At 67.9% G+C, this 17,629-nt stretch carries 18 protein-coding genes and 1 riboswitch; of the genes, 11 read left to right on the forward strand and 7 right to left on the reverse strand.

Annotation, left to right across the window (positions count from 1 at the left end; genetic code table 11):
* Nucleotides 1-76 precede the first annotated feature (76 nt).
* Entirely contained in the window at nt 77-1,438 is a 1,362-nt protein-coding gene (locus tag DBY63_RS16195; protein ID WP_081875226.1) for an MFS transporter, read from the forward strand.
* Between the two features lie 151 nt (nt 1,439-1,589).
* Complete coding sequence (locus DBY63_RS16200; protein WP_108582451.1) at nt 1,590-2,654, forward strand: 2-isopropylmalate synthase; 1,065 nt, start codon at nt 1,590-1,592, stop codon at nt 2,652-2,654.
* Here the strand turns inward: DBY63_RS16200 and DBY63_RS16205 are convergent.
* Nucleotides 2,617-3,423: a helix-turn-helix transcriptional regulator gene (locus DBY63_RS16205; protein ID WP_244950630.1), complete on the reverse strand. Its 807-nt coding sequence runs from the start codon at nt 3,421-3,423 to the stop codon at nt 2,617-2,619. The genes DBY63_RS16200 and DBY63_RS16205 overlap by 38 nt on opposite strands.
* A gap of 5 nt (nt 3,424-3,428) precedes the next feature.
* Nucleotides 3,429-3,923, reverse strand: coding sequence for a MarR family transcriptional regulator (locus tag DBY63_RS16210; RefSeq protein WP_027600119.1), 495 nt, complete (start codon nt 3,921-3,923; stop codon nt 3,429-3,431).
* A 78-nt stretch (nt 3,924-4,001) separates the two neighbouring features.
* Here DBY63_RS16210 and DBY63_RS16215 point away from each other — a divergent pair, with 78 nt between their 5' ends.
* A complete protein-coding gene (locus DBY63_RS16215; RefSeq protein ID WP_256594410.1) occupies nt 4,002-5,216 on the forward strand; it encodes an MFS transporter in 1,215 nt (404 codons plus the stop codon).
* Between the two features lie 10 nt (nt 5,217-5,226).
* Here the strand turns inward: DBY63_RS16215 and DBY63_RS16220 are convergent, their stop codons facing one another.
* Together DBY63_RS16220 and DBY63_RS16225 are read right to left on the reverse strand one after the other, a co-directional pair.
* The gene (locus DBY63_RS16220; RefSeq protein ID WP_108582454.1) at nt 5,227-6,588 is read right to left on the reverse strand and encodes an ATP-binding protein; all 1,362 of its coding nucleotides are present in this window, start codon (nt 6,586-6,588) and stop codon (nt 5,227-5,229) included.
* The gene (locus DBY63_RS16225; protein WP_042137013.1) at nt 6,585-7,250 is read right to left on the reverse strand and encodes a response regulator; all 666 of its coding nucleotides are present in this window, start codon (nt 7,248-7,250) and stop codon (nt 6,585-6,587) included. The genes DBY63_RS16220 and DBY63_RS16225 overlap by 4 nt, the downstream gene beginning before the upstream one ends.
* A gap of 153 nt (nt 7,251-7,403) precedes the next feature.
* Between DBY63_RS16225 and DBY63_RS16230 the strand changes: the two genes are divergently transcribed.
* Complete coding sequence (locus DBY63_RS16230) at nt 7,404-7,670, forward strand: PepSY domain-containing protein (RefSeq protein WP_042137015.1); 267 nt, start codon at nt 7,404-7,406, stop codon at nt 7,668-7,670.
* Nucleotides 7,670-8,218, forward strand: a complete 549-nt coding sequence (locus DBY63_RS16235; RefSeq protein ID WP_108582455.1) for a cytochrome b/b6 domain-containing protein — start codon at nt 7,670-7,672, stop codon at nt 8,216-8,218. The genes DBY63_RS16230 and DBY63_RS16235 overlap by 1 nt, the downstream gene beginning before the upstream one ends.
* On the opposite strand, the gene DBY63_RS16240 is transcribed toward DBY63_RS16235, so the two are convergent.
* Nucleotides 8,215-9,279: a cation diffusion facilitator family transporter gene (locus DBY63_RS16240; RefSeq protein WP_256594411.1), complete on the reverse strand. Its 1,065-nt coding sequence runs from the start codon at nt 9,277-9,279 to the stop codon at nt 8,215-8,217. The genes DBY63_RS16235 and DBY63_RS16240 overlap by 4 nt on opposite strands.
* Nucleotides 9,280-9,523: 244 nt before the next feature.
* Between DBY63_RS16240 and DBY63_RS16250 the strand changes: the two genes are divergently transcribed.
* Together DBY63_RS16250 and DBY63_RS16255 are read left to right on the forward strand one after the other, a co-directional pair.
* Nucleotides 9,524-11,197: a phosphoethanolamine transferase gene (locus DBY63_RS16250; protein WP_108582458.1), complete on the forward strand. Its 1,674-nt coding sequence runs from the start codon at nt 9,524-9,526 to the stop codon at nt 11,195-11,197.
* A 79-nt stretch (nt 11,198-11,276) separates the two neighbouring features.
* Nucleotides 11,277-11,819 carry a cytochrome b/b6 domain-containing protein gene (locus DBY63_RS16255; RefSeq protein WP_108582459.1) on the forward strand — a complete coding sequence of 181 codons (543 nt, stop codon included), beginning with the start codon at nt 11,277-11,279 and terminating at the stop codon, nt 11,817-11,819.
* Here DBY63_RS16255 and DBY63_RS16260 read toward each other — a convergent pair.
* Together DBY63_RS16260 and mntP are read right to left on the reverse strand one after the other, a co-directional pair.
* On the reverse strand, nt 11,816-12,652 hold the full coding sequence (locus DBY63_RS16260; protein WP_108582460.1) for a hypothetical protein: 837 nt from the start codon (nt 12,650-12,652) through the stop codon (nt 11,816-11,818). The two genes, DBY63_RS16255 and DBY63_RS16260, sit on opposite strands and share 4 nt — an antisense overlap.
* Entirely contained in the window at nt 12,652-13,224 is a 573-nt protein-coding gene (mntP, locus tag DBY63_RS16265; RefSeq protein ID WP_007160734.1) for a manganese efflux pump MntP, read from the reverse strand. The genes DBY63_RS16260 and mntP overlap by 1 nt, the downstream gene beginning before the upstream one ends.
* Nucleotides 13,225-13,229: 5 nt before the next feature.
* Nucleotides 13,230-13,396, reverse strand: a riboswitch (yybP-ykoY riboswitch).
* A 394-nt stretch (nt 13,397-13,790) separates the two neighbouring features.
* On the opposite strand from mntP, the gene pstS reads away from it, so the two are divergent.
* The 4 genes from pstS to pstB all read left to right on the forward strand — a co-directional run bounded on the left by pstS (nt 13,791) and on the right by pstB (nt 17,500).
* The gene (gene pstS, locus DBY63_RS16270) at nt 13,791-14,804 is read left to right on the forward strand and encodes a phosphate ABC transporter substrate-binding protein PstS (RefSeq protein WP_027600129.1); all 1,014 of its coding nucleotides are present in this window, start codon (nt 13,791-13,793) and stop codon (nt 14,802-14,804) included.
* 76 nt (nt 14,805-14,880) lie between these two features.
* Complete coding sequence (pstC, locus tag DBY63_RS16275; RefSeq protein WP_007160736.1) at nt 14,881-15,855, forward strand: phosphate ABC transporter permease subunit PstC; 975 nt, start codon at nt 14,881-14,883, stop codon at nt 15,853-15,855.
* Entirely contained in the window at nt 15,855-16,730 is an 876-nt protein-coding gene (gene pstA, locus DBY63_RS16280; RefSeq protein ID WP_058791092.1) for a phosphate ABC transporter permease PstA, read from the forward strand. The genes pstC and pstA overlap by 1 nt, the downstream gene beginning before the upstream one ends.
* A 5-nt stretch (nt 16,731-16,735) precedes the next feature.
* Nucleotides 16,736-17,500: a phosphate ABC transporter ATP-binding protein PstB gene (gene pstB / locus DBY63_RS16285; protein ID WP_017638707.1), complete on the forward strand. Its 765-nt coding sequence runs from the start codon at nt 16,736-16,738 to the stop codon at nt 17,498-17,500.
* Nucleotides 17,501-17,629: the final 129 nt, after the last annotated feature.

Raw genomic sequence — 17,629 nt, forward strand, 5'->3', positions numbered from 1 at the left:
TATGAATATCTGGTAACAGCTTTCCAACGACCCCGGTTCACACCGGTCAATAACAACAAGTCAGGAAGCCTATTCGATGACTATCCAGGTCACTCCCGAGACGGAGTCCGCCCTGCGGCCGCAGGACACGCCCGTCGCCGCTACCCCGCAAGTCTCCCGCTTCACCCGCTACCGCTGGCTGATCTGCGCCCTGCTGTTCATCGCCATCGGCATCAACTACATCGACCGCCAGATGATCGGCATCCTCAAGCCCACGCTGCAGGCGGACCTGGGCTGGACGGAGACCGACTACGCCAAGATCGTGTTCTGGTTTCAGTGCGCCTATGCCATCGGCTTCCTGACCTTTGGCCGCATCATCGACAAGGTCGGGGTGCGCATCGGCTACGCCCTGGCCTTCACCATCTGGACCATCGCCAGCATCGGTCACGGCATCGCCCATACCGTCACCCACTTCGTGCTGGTGCGCTTCACCCTCGGCTTCGGCGAGTCCGGCAGCTTTCCGGCCAGCCTCAAGGCGGTCTCGGAATGGTTTCCGCAAAAGGAACGCGCCCAGGCCACTGGCCTGTTCAACGCCGGCACCGCCATGGGCCCTATCATCACACCTTTGCTGGTACCGGCCATCACCCTGGCCTGGGGCTGGCGCGCGGCCTTCATCTCCATCGGTCTGGTCACCGCCCTGTGGCTGATCGCCTGGCTGCTGATCTATCGCCGCCCTCACGAACACCCCAAGGTGAGTCGCGAAGAGCTGGCCTACATCCAGGCCGATGATGGCTCCCCGGTATCGGCCAAGCCGGCCGTCGCGGTCAAGATCTCCTGGTTCAAGCTGCTGACCTTCCGCGAGACCTGGGCCTATGCCGCCGGCAAGTTCCTCACCGATCCGATCTGGTGGCTGTACCTGTTCTGGCTGCCGGACTTCCTCGGCAAGACCTACGGCCTGAATCTGAAATCCTTCGGTCCGCCGCTGATCGCCATCTATATCCTGGCCGACATCGGCTCGGTGATGGGCGGCTGGGGCTCCTCCAAGCAGATGAAGCTCGGCCGCAGCGCCAACCTGGCGCGCAAGACCACCATGCTGCTCTGCGCCCTGGCGGTCGTGCCCATCGTCACCGCCCAGTTCGTCTCCAGCCTGTGGCTGGTGGTGGGCATCATCGGTCTCGCCGCCGCGGCCCACCAGGCCTGGTCGGCCAACCTGATGACCCTGCCGTCGGACCTCTTCCCCAAGGAAGCCGTGGCCTCGGTGATCGGCATCGGCGGTACCGCCGGCGCCATCGGCGGCATGCTGATGACCACCTACAACGGCTACATCCTGGAGATCTTCAAGTCCTACCAGCCGATCTTCATCGTCGCCGGCAGTGCCTACCTGGTGGCCATCGTGGTCATCCATGTGCTCACGCCGCGGCTCAAGCCGGTACCGCTGGAGCGCATCTCGGTGGGCTGACCGCGGGTCGCTGACAAGCAAGCCGCCGGGTCATCCCCGGCGGCTTTTTGCATGCCGCGGGCTGTCCGGATCGCGCAGGGGGCTGTCCTGCTCGCGAGCGCAGCGGACCGGCGGGGCGCTCAGACTCGGGGACCCAGTCCTGGAGTCCCCCATGCTCAAGCAACCCCAGACCAAGTACCGCGCCTTTGCCGTGCCCCCGTTGCCCGACCGCCAATGGCCGGGCCGTCAGCTGACCCAGGCACCGCGCTGGTGCTCCACCGACCTGCGCGATGGCAACCAGGCGCTGATCGAGCCCATGGGGCTGGAGCGCAAGCGGCGCTTCTTCGCCCTGTTGCTGGCGATCGGCTACCGGGAAATCGAGGTGGCCTTTCCGGCGGCGTCCCAGACCGATTTCGATTTCGTGCGTGAACTGGTCACCGCGGACGGACTGCCGGACGATCTCTGGCTGCAGGTGATGACGCCGGCGCGCAGCGAGCTGATCGAGCGCACCTTCGCGGCCCTGGAGGGCGTCCCCCGCGCCATCGTGCACCTCTACAACGCCACTGCGCCGCTGTTTCGCCGCGTGGTCTTTGACCAGGATCGCGCCGCCACCCTGGCCATGGCGGTGGCCGGTACCCAGCGCGTGCGCGCCCTGTGCGACGCCCAGCCGGAGACGGCCTGGACCTATCAGTATTCGCCCGAGACCTTCTGCTTCACCGAAGCCGACTTCGCCCTGGAGATCTGCCAGGCGGTGCGCGAGGCCTGGCAGCCCTCGGCGGAGCGCCCGCTGATCCTCAATCTGCCGGCGACGGTGGAAGTGGCCACGCCCAATGTCTATGCCGACCAGATCGAGGGCTTCATCCGCGGCCTGGGTCCGGCGCCCCATGTGACCATTAGCGTCCATCCGCACAACGACCGCGGCACCGGCGTCGCCTGCGCCGAACTGGCCCAGCTGGCCGGGGCCACGCGGGTGGAGGGCTGTCTGTTCGGCAACGGCGAACGCACCGGCAACGTCGATCTGGTGACCCTGGCGCTGAATCTCTACAGCCAGGGCATCACGCCGGGCATCGACTTCTCCCGCCTGGAAGAGGTGGCCAGCGTGGTGGAGGCCTGCAACCAGCTGACCATCCATCCGCGCCATCCCTATGGCGGTCGCCTGGCCCTGGCCGCCTACCCAGCGCAGGCCGCGCCGCTGGGGATCATAGATCCGGCCGATCTGGGCCGGGTGGCGGGCTAGGGGCGGGGGGCAACTCCGTCTGGCCGCGATAGGCGGAAGGGGACACCCCCAGCACCTGGCGGAAGCGGGTGGCGAAGGCACTGGGGCTGGCATAGCCGTGGTCCAGGGCAACGTCGACGATGGCGTGACCGGCGGCCAGGGAGGTCAGGCTGGAATCCAGCCGCGCCCGCTGCAGCCACTGGCCGAAGGTCAGGCCGGTTTCCTTGAGGAACAGCCGGCTCAGGGTGCGTTCGCTGACCGCCAGCCGCGCGGCGGCGCGGGTCAGCGTCCAGCGCTCGCCCGGGTGCTGGCGCAGGTGGCGGCAGAGTTCGACGAGGGTGGCATCCACCGGCCAGGGCAGGTGCAGGCCGGCGGTGGGCGAGCCCTGCAGCTCGTCGAGCATCAGCTGCAGGATAGAGCGGGCACGCCCCTCGGCCGGTCGATCGGCGGGCAGGGGCAGGGCGGCCAGGATGAGTTCGCGCAGGAGCGGCGAGACGGCGATCAGCTGGCAGCGCGTCGGCAACTCGGCGCGCGCCTGGGGATCGACGAACAGGGTGCGCACCTCGACCCGGCCCAGCAGCTGCAGATCGTGCTCTTCGTCGGCGGGTACCCAGACGCCGCGCCCGGGCGGCACCACCCAGCGCCCCTGGGCGGTGTTGACGATGACGATGCCGCAGAGGGCATGGATCAGCTGCGCCTGGCGATGGCGATGGGGCGGCACCCGCTCGCCATGGGCATAGTCCTGGGCCACGGCGTGCAGGCCATTACACGAGCTGAAGTCGAGGTACATGGCCGTCAGGACGGCGCGCGGCCGGCCAGCCACTTGCCCAGCAGGGCATCCAGCTGCCGCTGCTCGGCCTCGCTGAGGGTGGCCAGAGCGCGGCGTTCGTTGTCGACATGGGCGGCCATCAGGCCATCGATCAGGGCGAAGCCGTCCGTGGTGAGGGCCACCAGGGTGCTGCGACGATCCTCGGGATTCTTGCGCCGCTCGATCAGCCCGGCGCGCTCCAGGCGGTCGAGGCGATTGGTCATGCCGCCCGAGGAGATCATGGCCGATTCATAGAGCACCGTCGGACTCAGGGCATAGGGCTCGCCGGCGCGCCTCAGGGTGGCCAGCACGTCGAATTCGCCATAGTGCAGCCGGTGTTCGTCGAAGAAGGGCTGCAGGACATCGCGAGTGAGCACCTGGGCCATCTCGCCCAGGCGACCGACCAGGCGCATGGGCAGGGCATCCAGGTCGGGGCGCTCGCGGTGCCACTGGTCCACGGCGAATTCGGCGCGATCGGCCATTGGCTTACCTCAGGAATATATCTTGATGTTAAGATACTTCTCATCAAGAGAAATATCGCGTCACTCCGGAGATTGTCCATGCTTTCCGCGTCACCTTCATCCCCGAACACGCCGGCACCGCGCCAGGATGCCTTCCTGGCCGTCTTGCTGGTGCTGCTGGTCGGCGTCAACCTCAGACCCATCCTGGCCGCCATCGGTCCGCTGCTGGATGGCATCCAGGCCGCCACCGGCCTGGAAGGCAGTGGCGCCGGGGCGCTGACCACCCTGCCCATCGCCGCCATGGGCCTCTGCGCCCTGGGCGGCGCCCGTCTGCAGGCCTGGCTCGGCGAACGCCGTGGCATCGCCCTCGGCCTGCTGCTGCTGGCCCTGGCCAATGCCCTGCGCTGGGAGGAGCCGAGCGGCCTGGGGCTGATCCTCACCGCCGGGCTGGGCGGCGTCGGCATCGCCCTGGTCCAGGCGCTGATCCCCGCCTATATCCGCCGCTGCCATCCCCAGCGCACCAGTACCCTCATGGGCCTCTACACCACCGGCATCATGGGCGGCGCGGCCGTGGCGGCGGCCACCGCCGCGCCCCTGGCCGAGCGGTGGGGCTGGGCCCAGGGCCTGGCGCTCTGGACCCTGCCGGTGCTGCTGGCGCTCGGCACCTGGCTGGCCCTGGCCCGCCCGGATGCGCCGGCGCAGGACGCGGCACCCCGCGCGCAACCCTGGCGGCAGCGCCAGGCCTGGCTGCTGCTGGCCTTTTTCGGCATCGGGACCGCGGCCTACACCCTGGTGCTGGCCTGGCTGCCGCCGTACTACACCGGCCTCGGCTGGCAACCGGCCGACAGCGGCCTGCTGCTGGGCGGGGTGAGTCTGGCCGAGGTCAGCGCCGGTCTCCTGCTGTCGGCGACCATCGCCCGCCTGCGCAATCGCCGGCCGCTGGTGCTGGGGGTGCTCGGCGTGGTGCTGGTGGGGCTGCTGTGCCTGGCGCTGGCGCCGCTGCCCCTGGCGGTGCCCACCGCCATCCTGCTCGGCCTGGGCATCGGCGCGCTGTTTCCGCTGTCGCTGATCCTGGCGATGGACAAGGTGCGCGATCCCGCCGACGCCGGCGCGCTGCTTGGCTTCGTCCAGGGCGGTGGCTACCTGATCGCCAGCCTGGCGCCGCTGGCCGCCGGCATCCTGCGCGACTACCTGGACAGCCTGGCCAACGCCTGGCTGCTGATGGCGGTCGGCGTTGTGCTGCTGATGGGCCTCGGCCTGCGCCTGACCCGCCCGGAGCGCCCGGTGGTGGCGCGCGGCTACCAGCGGGCCTAGCTGTTAAAACCTAGCCGGCGCGCGGCAGGCGCAACTCCACGCAGAAGCCGCCCCGGGGGCGATTGCTGAAGGTCAGGGCACCGCCCAGGCGGCGGGTGATGATCTCGACGATGGCCAGCCCCAGCCCGGCACCCTGGGGGTTGCCGGCGCTGTAGAAGCGATCGCACAACCGCGCCAGCTCGGCCTCGTCCACCCCGGGGCCGCGATCTTTCACCCGCAGCAAGACGCCCTGGTCCTGGCTGGCCTCGATGCCGACTTCCACCGCGCTGCCGGCGGGGGCGAAGGCCAGGGCGTTGGTCACCAGATTCTGCAGGGCGATGGCGATGGCGTCTGGATCGCCGAGCACCGGCGGTCCGGCCTGGGCCGCCAGCACCAGCTCCACCTGCTGCCTGAGCGCCAGCGGCGTCAATTCCGCCAGCTCTTCGCGCACCAGGGGCTCCAGGGCCAGCGGCTGGACCTGGGTGGCACCGGGTTCCAGTCGCGCCAGGGTCAGCAACTGGCTGGCCAGGCGGGTGGCCCGGCTGACGCCCTGGCGCAGATAGCCCAGGGCTTCGTCCCGCTCCGCGGCCGTCTCGGCGCGCTGGGCGTTCTGCGCATGCAGGTCGAGGATCGCCAGGGGCGTGCGCAATTCATGGGCGGCGTCGGCGATGAAGCGCCGCTCGCGATCGAGCAGGGCGCGCAACTGGGCGAGCTGGTGATCCAGGGCGCCGCGCATGGGTTGCAGCTCCGGCGGCAGCGGGCCGGTCGGCAGCGGCGCCAGGCTGTGGGGATCGCGCTCGCGCAGTCCGCGGGCGAAATCCTGCAACGGTCGCAGGCCCCAACCCAGCAGCAGCCAGAGCACCCCGACCAGCAGCGGCAGGCCCACCAGCGTCGGCCAGAGGGTATGGCTGACGATACGCTGGATCAGGTCCTGGCGCAGGTCCTCGCGCTCGCCGACCCAGATGCGCAGGCCGCCATCGGCGGTACGCACCAGCATCCCGCACCATTCGCGCCCGTTCTCGAACACCTCGTGCAGGCCCTCCGGCGGCACTTCGGTCAGCCGCGGCGCATTGCCGGAGCGGGCCAGCAGCCGGCCATCGGCGGTCCAGACCTGGAAGGTCAGCTGATTCTCGTAGGGGTGCGCCGGTACGCTACCGGGAACGGGTTGCATGGCGCGATCGAACACCCGGATCAGCTCCGGCCAACGATCCGCCGCCGGCGTGCCGGCCTGCAGCAGGCCTTCCAGCAGGCGCGCGCCCTGGACCAGCTGGGCGTCGTAGATGCCCTCGATCTCGCGATGGCTGTCGCGCAGCGCCAGCAGAGCCAGGGCCAGACTGCCAGCCAGCACCAGGGCCAGGGTGGGGGCGAGGATGCGGGTGCGGATGGCGATCATGGCTGACGCTCCAGCAGATAGCCCACCCCGCGCACGGTGCGGATCAGGCCGCTGTCGAGCTTCTTGCGCAGGTTGTGGATGAGCACTTCCAGGGTGTTGCCCGAGGCGGCTTCCTGCCAGCCATAGAGGGTATTGCTCAGGCGCTCGCGGGTGATGACGGCGCCCGGCCGCAACAGCAGCTGGTGCAGCAGCTGGTATTCCATGGGCGTCACCACCACCTCGGCGCCGCGGTAGTGCACCACCTGGCTGGCCGGGTCGAGGCTGATGCCGGCGTGCTCCAGCAGTGGTTGCGCGCGGCCACAGCTGCGGCGGATCAGGGCGCGCAGGCGCGCCTTGAGTTCGTCCAGGTCGCAGGGCTTGACCAGGTAGTCGTCGGCGCCAGCATCCAGGCCCTGGATGCGATCGGCCTTGGCGTCGCGGGAGGTGAGCACCAGCACCGGCACCTGGCCGTCGGGCTGGCTGCGCAGGCGGCGCAGCAGGTCGAGGCCGTCGAGGCGCGGCAGGCCCAGGTCCAGCAGCACCAGATCGAAGCGCTCGGCGGCCAGGGCGTGTTCGGCGGCTAGGCCGTCGGCCACCCAGTCCAGGGTATAGCCCTCGCCGCGCAGGGCCATGCGGATGCCCTGGGCCAGGGCCGCATCGTCTTCCACCAGCAGTACCCGCACGACCGCCTTCCTCTCGTTTTGATGGCTCTAGCCCGCCATCATCGCTGGCGTCCTGGCGCAGCGGCAGGGGCAACTGTTACCGGGCGTTGCATCCTAAGACTGCATTAAGCTTCGCCGTCGAGTCTGGCCACTCCCACCATGAGGAGTGTCGCCATGCGCCGCCTGTTGCTGCCGTTGCTGTTCGCAAGTCCCCTGGCCCTCGCCGCCGAACCCCAGTGCACCCAGGCGGACAAGTCCACCTGGCAGGACGCCGAGAAATTCCAGGCGCAGCTGCGTGACCAGGGCTACGAGATCAAGAAATTCAAGATCACCAAGGGCAACTGCTACGAGATCTACGGCTTCGACAAGGACAGGCGCAAGGTCGAGATCTATCATGATCCGGTGAGCGGCAAGGCGGTCAAGAGCGAGATCGGCAGCTGATGAGCGCGGCGACCGTGCGGCTCTGGGATCCCCTGGTGCGGCTGTTCCACCTGTCGGTCGCCGCTGCCTTCTTCGCCAACTATTTCTTCAACGAGAAGGGCGCCTTCTGGCATCGCTGGATCGGCTACTACGCCTGTGCCTGGCTGCTGGTGCGCCTGGTCTGGGGCTTCGTCGGCCCGCGCAGCGCGCGCTGGAGCGACTGCTGGCCGACCCGCGCGCGGCTGGGCGCCCATCTGCGCGATCTCTGGCAGGGGCGGCCCCATCATCGCCTCGGCCATTCGCCGCTGGGTGCCCTGGTGATGTTGCTGATGATGGCCGCCATCGGCGGCCTGGGCGTCACCGGCTTCCTCATGCGCGAGGTGGATGCCCTCTGGGGCGCCGACTGGCCCGAGGACCTGCACGCCTGCTTCGCCAACGGCCTGCTGGCGCTGGTCTGCCTGCATGCCGTGGCCGCCGTGGTGGAAAGTCTGAGGGTGGGCGACAACCTGCCGTTGTCGATGCTGACCGGTCGCCGCCGCCCGCTGGAGGAGTCGTCCCCGCGCGACTAGGCGCAGTGCCCGTCGAGGGTACCCGGCGGATCCACCTGCACCGTCACGTGCTGCAGGCCGTGACGACTGCGCAGCAGCTCGCCCACCAGGGTCGGCAAGCGCAGGGGATCGCTGCCCGGCGCCGGGGTGATGTGCAGGGTGGCGATGCGGGTTTCATCGGTCAGCGTCCAGACGTGCAGATGGCCCACCTCGGCCACCTCCGGCAGGGCGCGGACTGCCGCCGTGGCACCGGCCGTGTCGAATTCCCGCGGCGCCGCCTGCAAGAGCACCGCGCCGGCATCGCGCACCAGGGTCCAGGCCGATTTGACGATCAGCAGGGCGACCAGGATCGACAGCGCCGGATCCAGCCAGGTCCAGCCGGTCCAGAGGATGCCTAGGGCGGCGACGATGGCGCCCACCGAACCCAGCAGGTCGCCGGCCACATGCAGCAGGGCGCCGCGCAGGTTGCTGTCGTCCTTGTGCCCGCCGTTGAGCACCACGAAGCCGACGATATTGACCACCAGGCCGATCACCGCCACCGCCAGCATCGGCCCGGACAGCACCTCGGTGGGCTCGCGCAGCCGCATGATGGCTTCCCAGCCGATCCACAGGACCAAGAGCAGCAGAGCGACGCCATTGGTCAGGGCGGCGAGGATGCGCACCCGGTGGAAGCCATAGGTGAAGCGCGCATTGGCTGCCTTGGCCGCCACTCGGTAGGCCACCAGCGCCAGCAGCAGGGCCGCGGCATCCGAGACCATGTGACCGGAATCGGCGATCAGCGCCAGGGAGCCGGACCACCAGCCGCCCACGGCCTGGACGATGGCGTAGCCAAAGGTGAGGGCGAAGACCAGCTTGAGCTTGCGCTCGTTGTCGGCGGTCACCCGCGGGGCGTGGGAATGACCATGGCCATGGTCGTGGCCATGCTGATGATCGTGGTCGTGGTCGTGGTCGTGGTCGTGGTCGTGGTCGTGGTCGTGGTCGTGGTCGTGGTCGTGGTCGTGGTCATGGTCATGGTCATGGTCATGGTCATGGTCATGGTCATGGTCATGGTCATGATCGTGGTGAGAGGTGGAGCCACTCATCTACAGGTCTCCGGAGCATTGAGGAGGCAGTGGGCACGGGCCCTTCGCTGACCATCCTGAAGCCTGAAGTGACTTCAGGGTCAAGCGGATCGGGCAGTCAGCTGACCCCTTGGTCATCTGTTACCGCGCATGAGTTGCTAAGACTTCATTAAGGTTCGCCCCTCAGGGTAGCGGCTCCCTGTCGCCGGAGCCCGCTCATGATCGCCTTCCCCAGTCTCCCCTCGCGCGGGCGCCGGGCGCCCTGATGCTGCTCGCAGCCTTCTCCCGCCCCCGCGCCTCGGGCTGGCGACCCTGGCGCAATCTGCTGCTCCTGAGCAGTCTGAGTTGCCTGCTGTTGCTGGCCGACGACTTCCTGCAGCAAGGCTTCACGCCAAACAACCGCGCCGAGTTGGAAGCGGGCTATGTGGCCGCGCTCTGGGTGTTCAGCCTGGCGCTCTGGCTGAGCAATCTGCCGCGCCTGGCGGCGTTCATCCTGCTGGGGTTCGCCCTGATGCAGCTGCTGCAGCTGGGCAACCTGAGTTTCTTCGGCGAGCCGCTCAGCGCCATCGACATCCAGGCCCTGCTGGGCGACACCGCGGAGGTGCGCCAGACGCTGTTGCTCAGCCTGCCCGAACACTGGCCGGTGCTGCTGTGCGTGGGGCTGCCCTATGGACTGCTGATCGCCCTGCATCTCCAGCTGCCCGGCCGGGTGCCGCTGCCGGCCAGTCGCTGGGCGCTGATCCTGATCGCCGCGGTGCTGCTGTCCAAACCCTATCGCGCCACCTATCGCAATCTCGATGCCTTCGTGCCCAGCCCCGCGCGCAGCGGGCTGCACAACAGCCTCAACGCCTTTTCCGCCTGGGCGGTGCGCCTGGCCGGGCGTGACGACGTCGTCCTGCCGCCCACCGCCTATGCGCCCTATGGACTGGCCCCGGTGCCCAGCAGCGCGCGGCACGTCTGGCTGGTGGTGGCCGATTCCCTGCGCAGCGATCGCCTGGGCGCCTTTGGCTATGCGCGCGATACCACGCCACAGCTGTCGGCCTATCTGGCGGCCAATCCCCAGACGCTGATCCGCCCCGGCGTGGCGGCAGGGGTGGCCACCGATGTGAGCCTGCCCTATCTGCTCAATCCGATCCGCGAACCGGGCCAGGACGGACGCCTGCGCAGCGGCGAGATCAACCTGTTTCGCTTCGCCCAGGCCGCCGGCTTTCGCACCCACTGGCTGTCGTCCCAGGAGTCCAAGTTGCTGGCGCACCTGGGCAGTCGCTACCTGGACGTCGCCATCACCCGCGAGGACCATCCGCTGCGCTTCCTGCAACGCCAGGACCGTGCCCTGCTGGAGATCCTCGACGAACAGCGGTGGGCGCCGCGCAACTTCGTGGTGCTCAACCTGCGCACCGCGCACCTGCCCTATGCGCAGAATTATCGCCACGAGAACACCCCGGCGCCCTGGCCGGATAGCGGGGCCGAGGGCCAGGCCAATGCCTATGACAATTCCCTGCACTATCTCGATGGCCTGCTCGCCGAGATCCTCGCCGACTTCGACCGCCTGGACGGCGAGCGCTATCTGATCATCACCGGCGACCATGGCCAGCGGCTGGGGGAGGGCGGTCACTGGGGGCACAACGACCTGGTGCCCGAGGTCAGCGACGTGCCGGTGATCGTGGTGGCGCGGGAGGCCCCGGCAGAGGCCCTGGCCGAGCTGCAGGGCGAGCGCTGGATCAGCCACTACGAGGTCGGCAGCTGGCTGGCGCAGCGGCTGGGGACCCGTATCGACAATCCCAATCGCCGCCCCGACGAGTACTTCGTCCATGGCAAGCTGCTGTTCAGCGACAATTTCGTGCAGCGTGTCTGCGAATCGCCCTCCGGCCTGGTGCACCAGCCGCCGCAGCAGCTGAGCACCTTGCTGCTGGATACCTCGTCAGCGCCCTGCGGTTAGCGCCGCGGCTGTCTTACCCTTGGCTCCGGGGCGCCGCTACACTGCCGGCGCCTCTTCATCTCAGTCGCAGGATCCCGTCATGCCTTCCGCTCCCTCTGTTTCCCGCTATGTGCACAGCGCCCGGCTGCTGCACTGGCTCATGGCCCTGCTGGTATTGCTGGCCTATGTGCTGATCCTCAACCGCGGACAATTCGAGCGGGGCTCCCTGGAGCGCCAGTGGGTGACGCTCAGCCATTTCTGGGTGGGCCTGCTGGTCCTGGCGCTGGTCTTGCCGCGGCTGCTGGTGCGCCACCGCCATCCGGTACCGCCGATCACGCCACCGCTGACGCGAAGCCTGGAGACCATCGGCCGACTGACCCACTACGCGCTCTATGCCTTTCTGCTGGCCCAGCCGCTGCTCGGGCTGTTCACTGTCTGGCTGACCATCGGCGCGGTCAAGATCCCGTCCAGCACCTGGGCGCTGCCTTCGCCCTTCCCGGTGGACCCGGAACTGGCGAAGACGCTAAAGAGCGTGCACCTCTGGCTCGGCAAGGCCTTCTACTGGGTGATCGGCCTGCACCTGCTGGCCGCGCTCTGGCATCGCCTGGTGCGCAAGGACGACACCCTGAAGCGCATGCTTTAACGCGGTTCGAGGGCGATGATGCGGTCGCGACCGCCTTCGGCCAGCAGATAGCCGTCGCCCCGCGGCAGCAAGGCCTGGGGCGCGCGCAGGAAGGTCAGGATGGCGCGCGGAGCCGACTGGCGATCCCAGAGCAGCAGACGGGCGCGGTGGGTGGAGTCTTCGCTGATCCACAGGCCGCGGCGGTCGCAGAGCAGAAAGCTCGGCTCGCGCAGATCGCGCAGCGCCGGCGGATCCCGGCCATCGTCGCTCAGCTGGCGCACCAGGCCGCGGGATTTCTCGGTATAGAAGGCACTGCCGTCCGGGCAGCGGGTAAAGGACTCCGCCTCGTCCAAGTGGTCGCGCAGCACGGTCAGGCTGCCATCGGCGGCGTCGTAGCGCAGCAGGCGGCCGGCCCCCTTGCGGTCTTCCACGGCATAGAGCCGCTTGCCTTCGGCCCAGAGCCCCTGGGCGTTGATACCGGTGAAGAGATCGCGACTGCCGGCGGCGTCGAACCAGCGGATGGGATGGGTGCCGCCTTCCTGGCTGTAGGCGAAGCCGTCCTGGTAGGGCACCAGGCCGTCGGGCTTGTACAGCCCCTCGCTGAGCACGCTGCGCCGGCCCTGGGCATCGATGCGCAGCAGCCGGCCCTTGCCATCCTTGAGTTCTTCCGCGGTGAGCAGGGCATCGCCCTGCCAGGCCAGGGCGCTGGCCTTGGCGATGTCGGCATGGGCCACTTCGTAGCGCCAGCCGGGAGCGGCCTGGGCCGGCCAGAAGCGCTGCCAGGTGAGAAAGCCCAATGCGGCCAGCAGCAGGGCGGCCAGGACGAGGAGGGCGCTACGCCAGAGGCGAGCCATCAGCTGGCAACGGCGGCCAGGTGTTCATGCAGGATGGCCGCGCCGATCACGATCAGCACCACGCCACCGAGCATTTCCGCGCGCTTGCCGACCAGATTGCCCATCACCCGGCCCAGCATCACCCCGGTGGTGACCATGATCATGGTGGCGAGGCCGATGGCCAGGGCGGCGGTGATGATGTTGACGTCGATGAAGGCCAGGCCCACGCCCACGGCGAGGGCATCGATGCTGGTGGCCACGGCGGTCAGGGCCAGCAGCATGAAGGAATGCTGGCGGGGCTTTTCTTCCTCGGCCTCGGGCGCGCCGAAGCCGGCCCAGATCATGCGCAGGCCGAGCACGGTGAGCAGGGTGAAGGCGATCCAGTGATCCCAGGGCTGGACGTACTGGGCGGCGGTGAGGCCGACGGCCCAGCCGATTACCGGGGTGATGGCTTCGATGACGCCAAAGATGGCGCCGGTGCGCAGGGCTTCGCGCAGGCAGGGCTTGTGCAGGCTGGCACCCTTGCCGACCGCGGCGGCGAAGGCATCGGTGGACATGGCGAAGGCCAGAAACATCAGGGAAGCGGGGTTCATCGTGACAGCGCCGGCCGGGCTCGATCCACAAGACATCCCCGCACGCCCGGCGTGGCGCGGTGATGCCTCTGGTCTCGCCAACCCTGACTGGCTGTCCTGACCACGGCGGTTGCCGAGTATGTTGATCAGGACGCTTTCCACCGCGGTGGAAGCAGGCTACTCCCCAAAGAGGCCGCCACCTTACCCATCCGGATAGAGAAAGTCTATCTTGTAGATAGTTCTAATATATATAGCCTTGGCTAAATCTTCTGCCGTCGAGTCCTCCAAAAGCGCCGATGAATCCTCTGCAGGGCGCGCTGTTACTGGATTGGGGGCTCGGCACAGGATGCTGTGAGAGACGGCTAGCGGCTACCGGTGCCCTGCGCGGACGTCGCCCATGGATGCCCGGAGGTCGCTTGCTCCCGCCGAGCAGGGCGGGAAGCGTGCCCTCACTGGTCGCGAGGCCGAGCGCCAGCCCGTCGCCCATGATGGCGCTCTGCCGTCCCCGTTTCGTCATGCCGCTGACACTTAATTGTCACATTTCGGCAATAGCCTAGCGCCAGCCCTCACTAGGTAATGGAGCCACCATGAAACGCACGTTCAGCCTCTCTCTGTTGTTGTCGGCCTTTTGCCTGAGCACCGCCGCTCACGCCGTGGATGTCACGGGCGCCGGCTCGAGCTTCGTCTTCCCCGTTCTGTCGAAGTGGTCGCAAGGCTTCAGCGAGAAGACTGGCAACCGTATCAACTACCAGTCCATCGGCTCCGGCGGCGGCATCGCCCAGATCAAGGCCGGCACCGTGGACTTCGGCGCCACCGACGCCCCCATGAGCACCGACGACCTGCAGAAGGGCGGTCTGGGCCAGTTCCCGACCATCATCGGCGGCATCGTGCCGGTGATCAACGTGGATGGCATCGAGCCCGGCAAGCTGAAGCTCGACGGCCCGACCATGGCCAAGATCTTCATGGGCGAGATCAAGACCTGGAACGACCCGGCCATCGCCGCGCTGAACCCCGGCATGAAGCTGCCCGAGGGCGCCATCACCGTGGTGCGTCGTTCCGACGGCTCGGGCACCTCCTACAACTTCACCAACTACCTGGCCAAGGTCAGCCCGGAGTGGAAGGAGAAGTACAACTTCGGCACCACCGTCAACTGGCCGGTCGGTGTGGGTGGCAAGGGTAACGAGGGTATCGCCGCCTACGTGAAGCAGATCAAGGGCTCCATCGGCTACGTCGAGTACGCCTATGCGCTGACCAACAAGATGACCCATGTGCAGCTGAAGAACGCCGCCGGCAACTTCGTGCAGCCCGAAGCCAAGAGCTTCCAGGCCGCCGCCGCCACCGCCGACTGGAAGAGCGCCAAGGACTTCAACCTGCTGATGACCAACGCCCCGGGCGCCGACGCCTGGCCGATCACCGCCACCACCTGGATCGTGATGTACAAGGAACCCAAGAACGAAGAGCGCAGCAAGGTCGCCTTCGACTTCTTCAAGTGGTCCCTGGAGCATGGCCAGAAGGATGCCGCGGCCCTGGATTACGTCCCGGTCCCAGACACCCTGGTCAAGCAGATCGAAGGCTACTGGGCGTCCGACTTCAAGAAGTAAGCACGCCTGTCCCGCCGCCTGGATCCCCTGGGGTCCAGGCGGTTTCGCGCGTCCTTCCAGGTAGACGGAAAGCTCCATGACCGACCAGACCCTGCCCCTCTCCGCCGCTCAGGAACAGCGCATCCGCCGGGATACCCGCGCCGATGTCTGGTTCCGCCGGCTGCTGTTTTCCGCCGCGCTCCTGGTACTGCTGGTACTGGTCGGCGCCGCCGCGTCCACCCTCTGGGGCGGTCGCCACGCCTTCATGACCTTTGGCCTGGACTTCATCACCTCGGCCGAATGGGATGTCGGGGCCGAGAAGTTCGGCGCCCTGGTGCCCATCTACGGCACCCTGATGACCTCCTTCATCGCCCTGCTGCTGGCCGTGCCCACCGCCTTCGGCATCGCCCTGTTCCTCTCCGAGATCGCCCCGACCTGGCTGCGCGGTCCGGTGGCCACGGCGGTGGAACTGCTGGCCGGTATCCCCTCGATCATCTACGGCATGTGGGGCCTGTTCGTCTTCGGTCCCTTCATGGCCGCGCACATCTCGCCCTTCATCAACGACTACCTCGGCGCCATCCCGGTGATCGGCGTGCTGTTCCAGGGGCCGCCGCTGGGCATCGGCATGCTGACCGCCGGCATCATCCTGGCGATCATGATCCTGCCCTTCATCACCTCGGTGATGTACGAGGTGTTTCGCAGCGTGCCGGCGCAGCTCAAGGAATCGGCCTATGCGCTGGGCTCCACCACCTGGGAAGTCTGCTGGGACATCGTGCTGCCCTACACCCGCTCGGCGGTGGTCGGCGGCGCCTTCCTCGGCCTGGGCCGCGCCCTGGGCGAGACCATGGCGGTGACCTTCGTGCTGGGCAACGCCCACCAGTTCTCCCTCTCGCTGATGATGCCGAGCAGCTCCATCGCCTCGGTGATCGCCAACGAATTCAACGAGGCCTACACCGATCTGCACCGCTCGTCGCTGATCGCCCTGGGCTTTTTGCTGTTCGTGGTGACCTTCTTCGTGCTGCTGGCGGCACGGCTGATGCTGACGCAACTGTCGCGCAAGGCAGGTAACTGATGCACATCGACGCCTATCTCTATCGCAAGCGGCGGATCAAGAACGGCATCGCGCTGATCTTTGGCAGCGCCGCCGCCGTGCTCGGCCTGGGTTTCCTGGCCTGGATCCTCGGCACCACCCTGATCAAGGGCGTCAGCGCCCTGAGCCCGTCCATCTTCGTCGAGATGACGCCGCCGCCCGGCGCCGCCGACGGCGGTCTGGCCAACGCCTTGTTCGGCAGCGTGCTGATCACCCTGCTGGCCACCGCCATCGGCGCGCCCATCGGCATCCTCGCCGGACTCTGGCTGGCCGAATACGCCCGCCACTCCAAGCTGGGCCTGGTGGTGCGCTTCGTCAACGACATCCTCCTGTCGGCGCCGTCCATCGTCATCGGCCTGTTCATCTACACCGCCGTGGTGGTGACCCTGAACCAGTACTCCGGCGGCAGCCTGGGCTTCTCCGGATTCGCCGGCTCCCTGGCGCTGGCCATGCTGGTGGTGCCGGTGGTGACCCGTACCACAGACGAGATGATGCAGCTGCAGCCGCCGGCCATGCGCGAAGCGGCCCTGGCCCTGGGCATCCCCCAGTGGAAGGTGACCCTGCAGATCCTCTTGCGCGCCTCCCGCGCCGGCGTGGTGACCGGGGTGCTGCTGTCCATCGCCCGCATCACCGGCGAGACCGCACCGCTGCTGTTCACCGCCTTCGGCAACCAGTACTGGAACGCCGACGTGCTCAAGCCCATGGCCACCGTGCCGGTGACCATCTTCCAGTTCGCCATGAGTCCGTTCGAGAACTGGCAGCACCTGGCCTGGGCCGGCGCCCTGCTGCTGACGCTGTTCGTGCTGCTCCTGAACCTCTCCTCTCGCTTCTTCTTTCGTAACCGGGATTCCAAGTGACTACCATGCAGACGCAGATACCGGAACTGCAGGCGCGCGACGTCGGCTTCCGTTACAAGGGCCACCAGGCGCTCAAGTCGATCAACCTGGACATCGCGGCCAAGCAGATCACCGCCATCATCGGCCCGTCCGGATGCGGCAAGTCCACGCTGCTGCGCATCTTCAACCGCATCTACTCGGAATACCCGGGGCTGGAAGCGACCGGCGAGATCCTCATGGACGGGGAGAACATCCTCGATCCCAAGTACTCGCTGAGCCGCCTGCGCAGCACCATCGGCATGGTGTTCCAGAAGCCGGTGCCCTTCCCGATGTCGATCGCCGACAACGTCGCCTACGGCATCCGCCACCACGAGCGGCTGTCCCGGGTGGAGTTGCAGGATCGCGTCGAGCAGGCCCTGCGCGGCGCGGCGCTGTGGGACGAGGTCAAGGACAAGCTCAACCAGAGCGCCCTGGGTCTCTCCGGCGGTCAGCAGCAGCGGCTGTGCATCGCCCGTACCATCGCCCTGCGTCCGCGGGTGCTGCTGCTGGACGAGCCGACCTCGGCGCTGGACCCCATCTCCACCGCGCGCATCGAACAGCTGCTGGCCGAACTCAAGCAGGAGTTCACCGTGGTCATCGTCACCCACAACATGCAGCAGGCGGCGCGTTGCTCCGACGTCACCGCCTTCATGTACCTGGGCGAGCTGATCGAAGTGGACAAGACCGACAAGATCTTCACCAAGCCGGACAAGAAGCAGACCGAGGACTACATCACCGGTCGCTTCGGCTGAGGATTTCGCCGGCTCTCGGCAAGGCCACTCCCCGGAGTGGCCTTTTTCATGGGCGAGCGGAAAGGGGCGGGGCAGGGCGGTCGCCTGGTTTCTCGGTGGAGAAAATTGTCTTCACGTCCGAGAAAGACT

The sequence above is a fragment of the Pseudomonas sp. RIT411 genome (assembly GCF_003057735.2).
Lineage (GTDB): Bacteria > Pseudomonadota > Gammaproteobacteria > Pseudomonadales > Pseudomonadaceae > Chryseomonas > Chryseomonas oryzihabitans.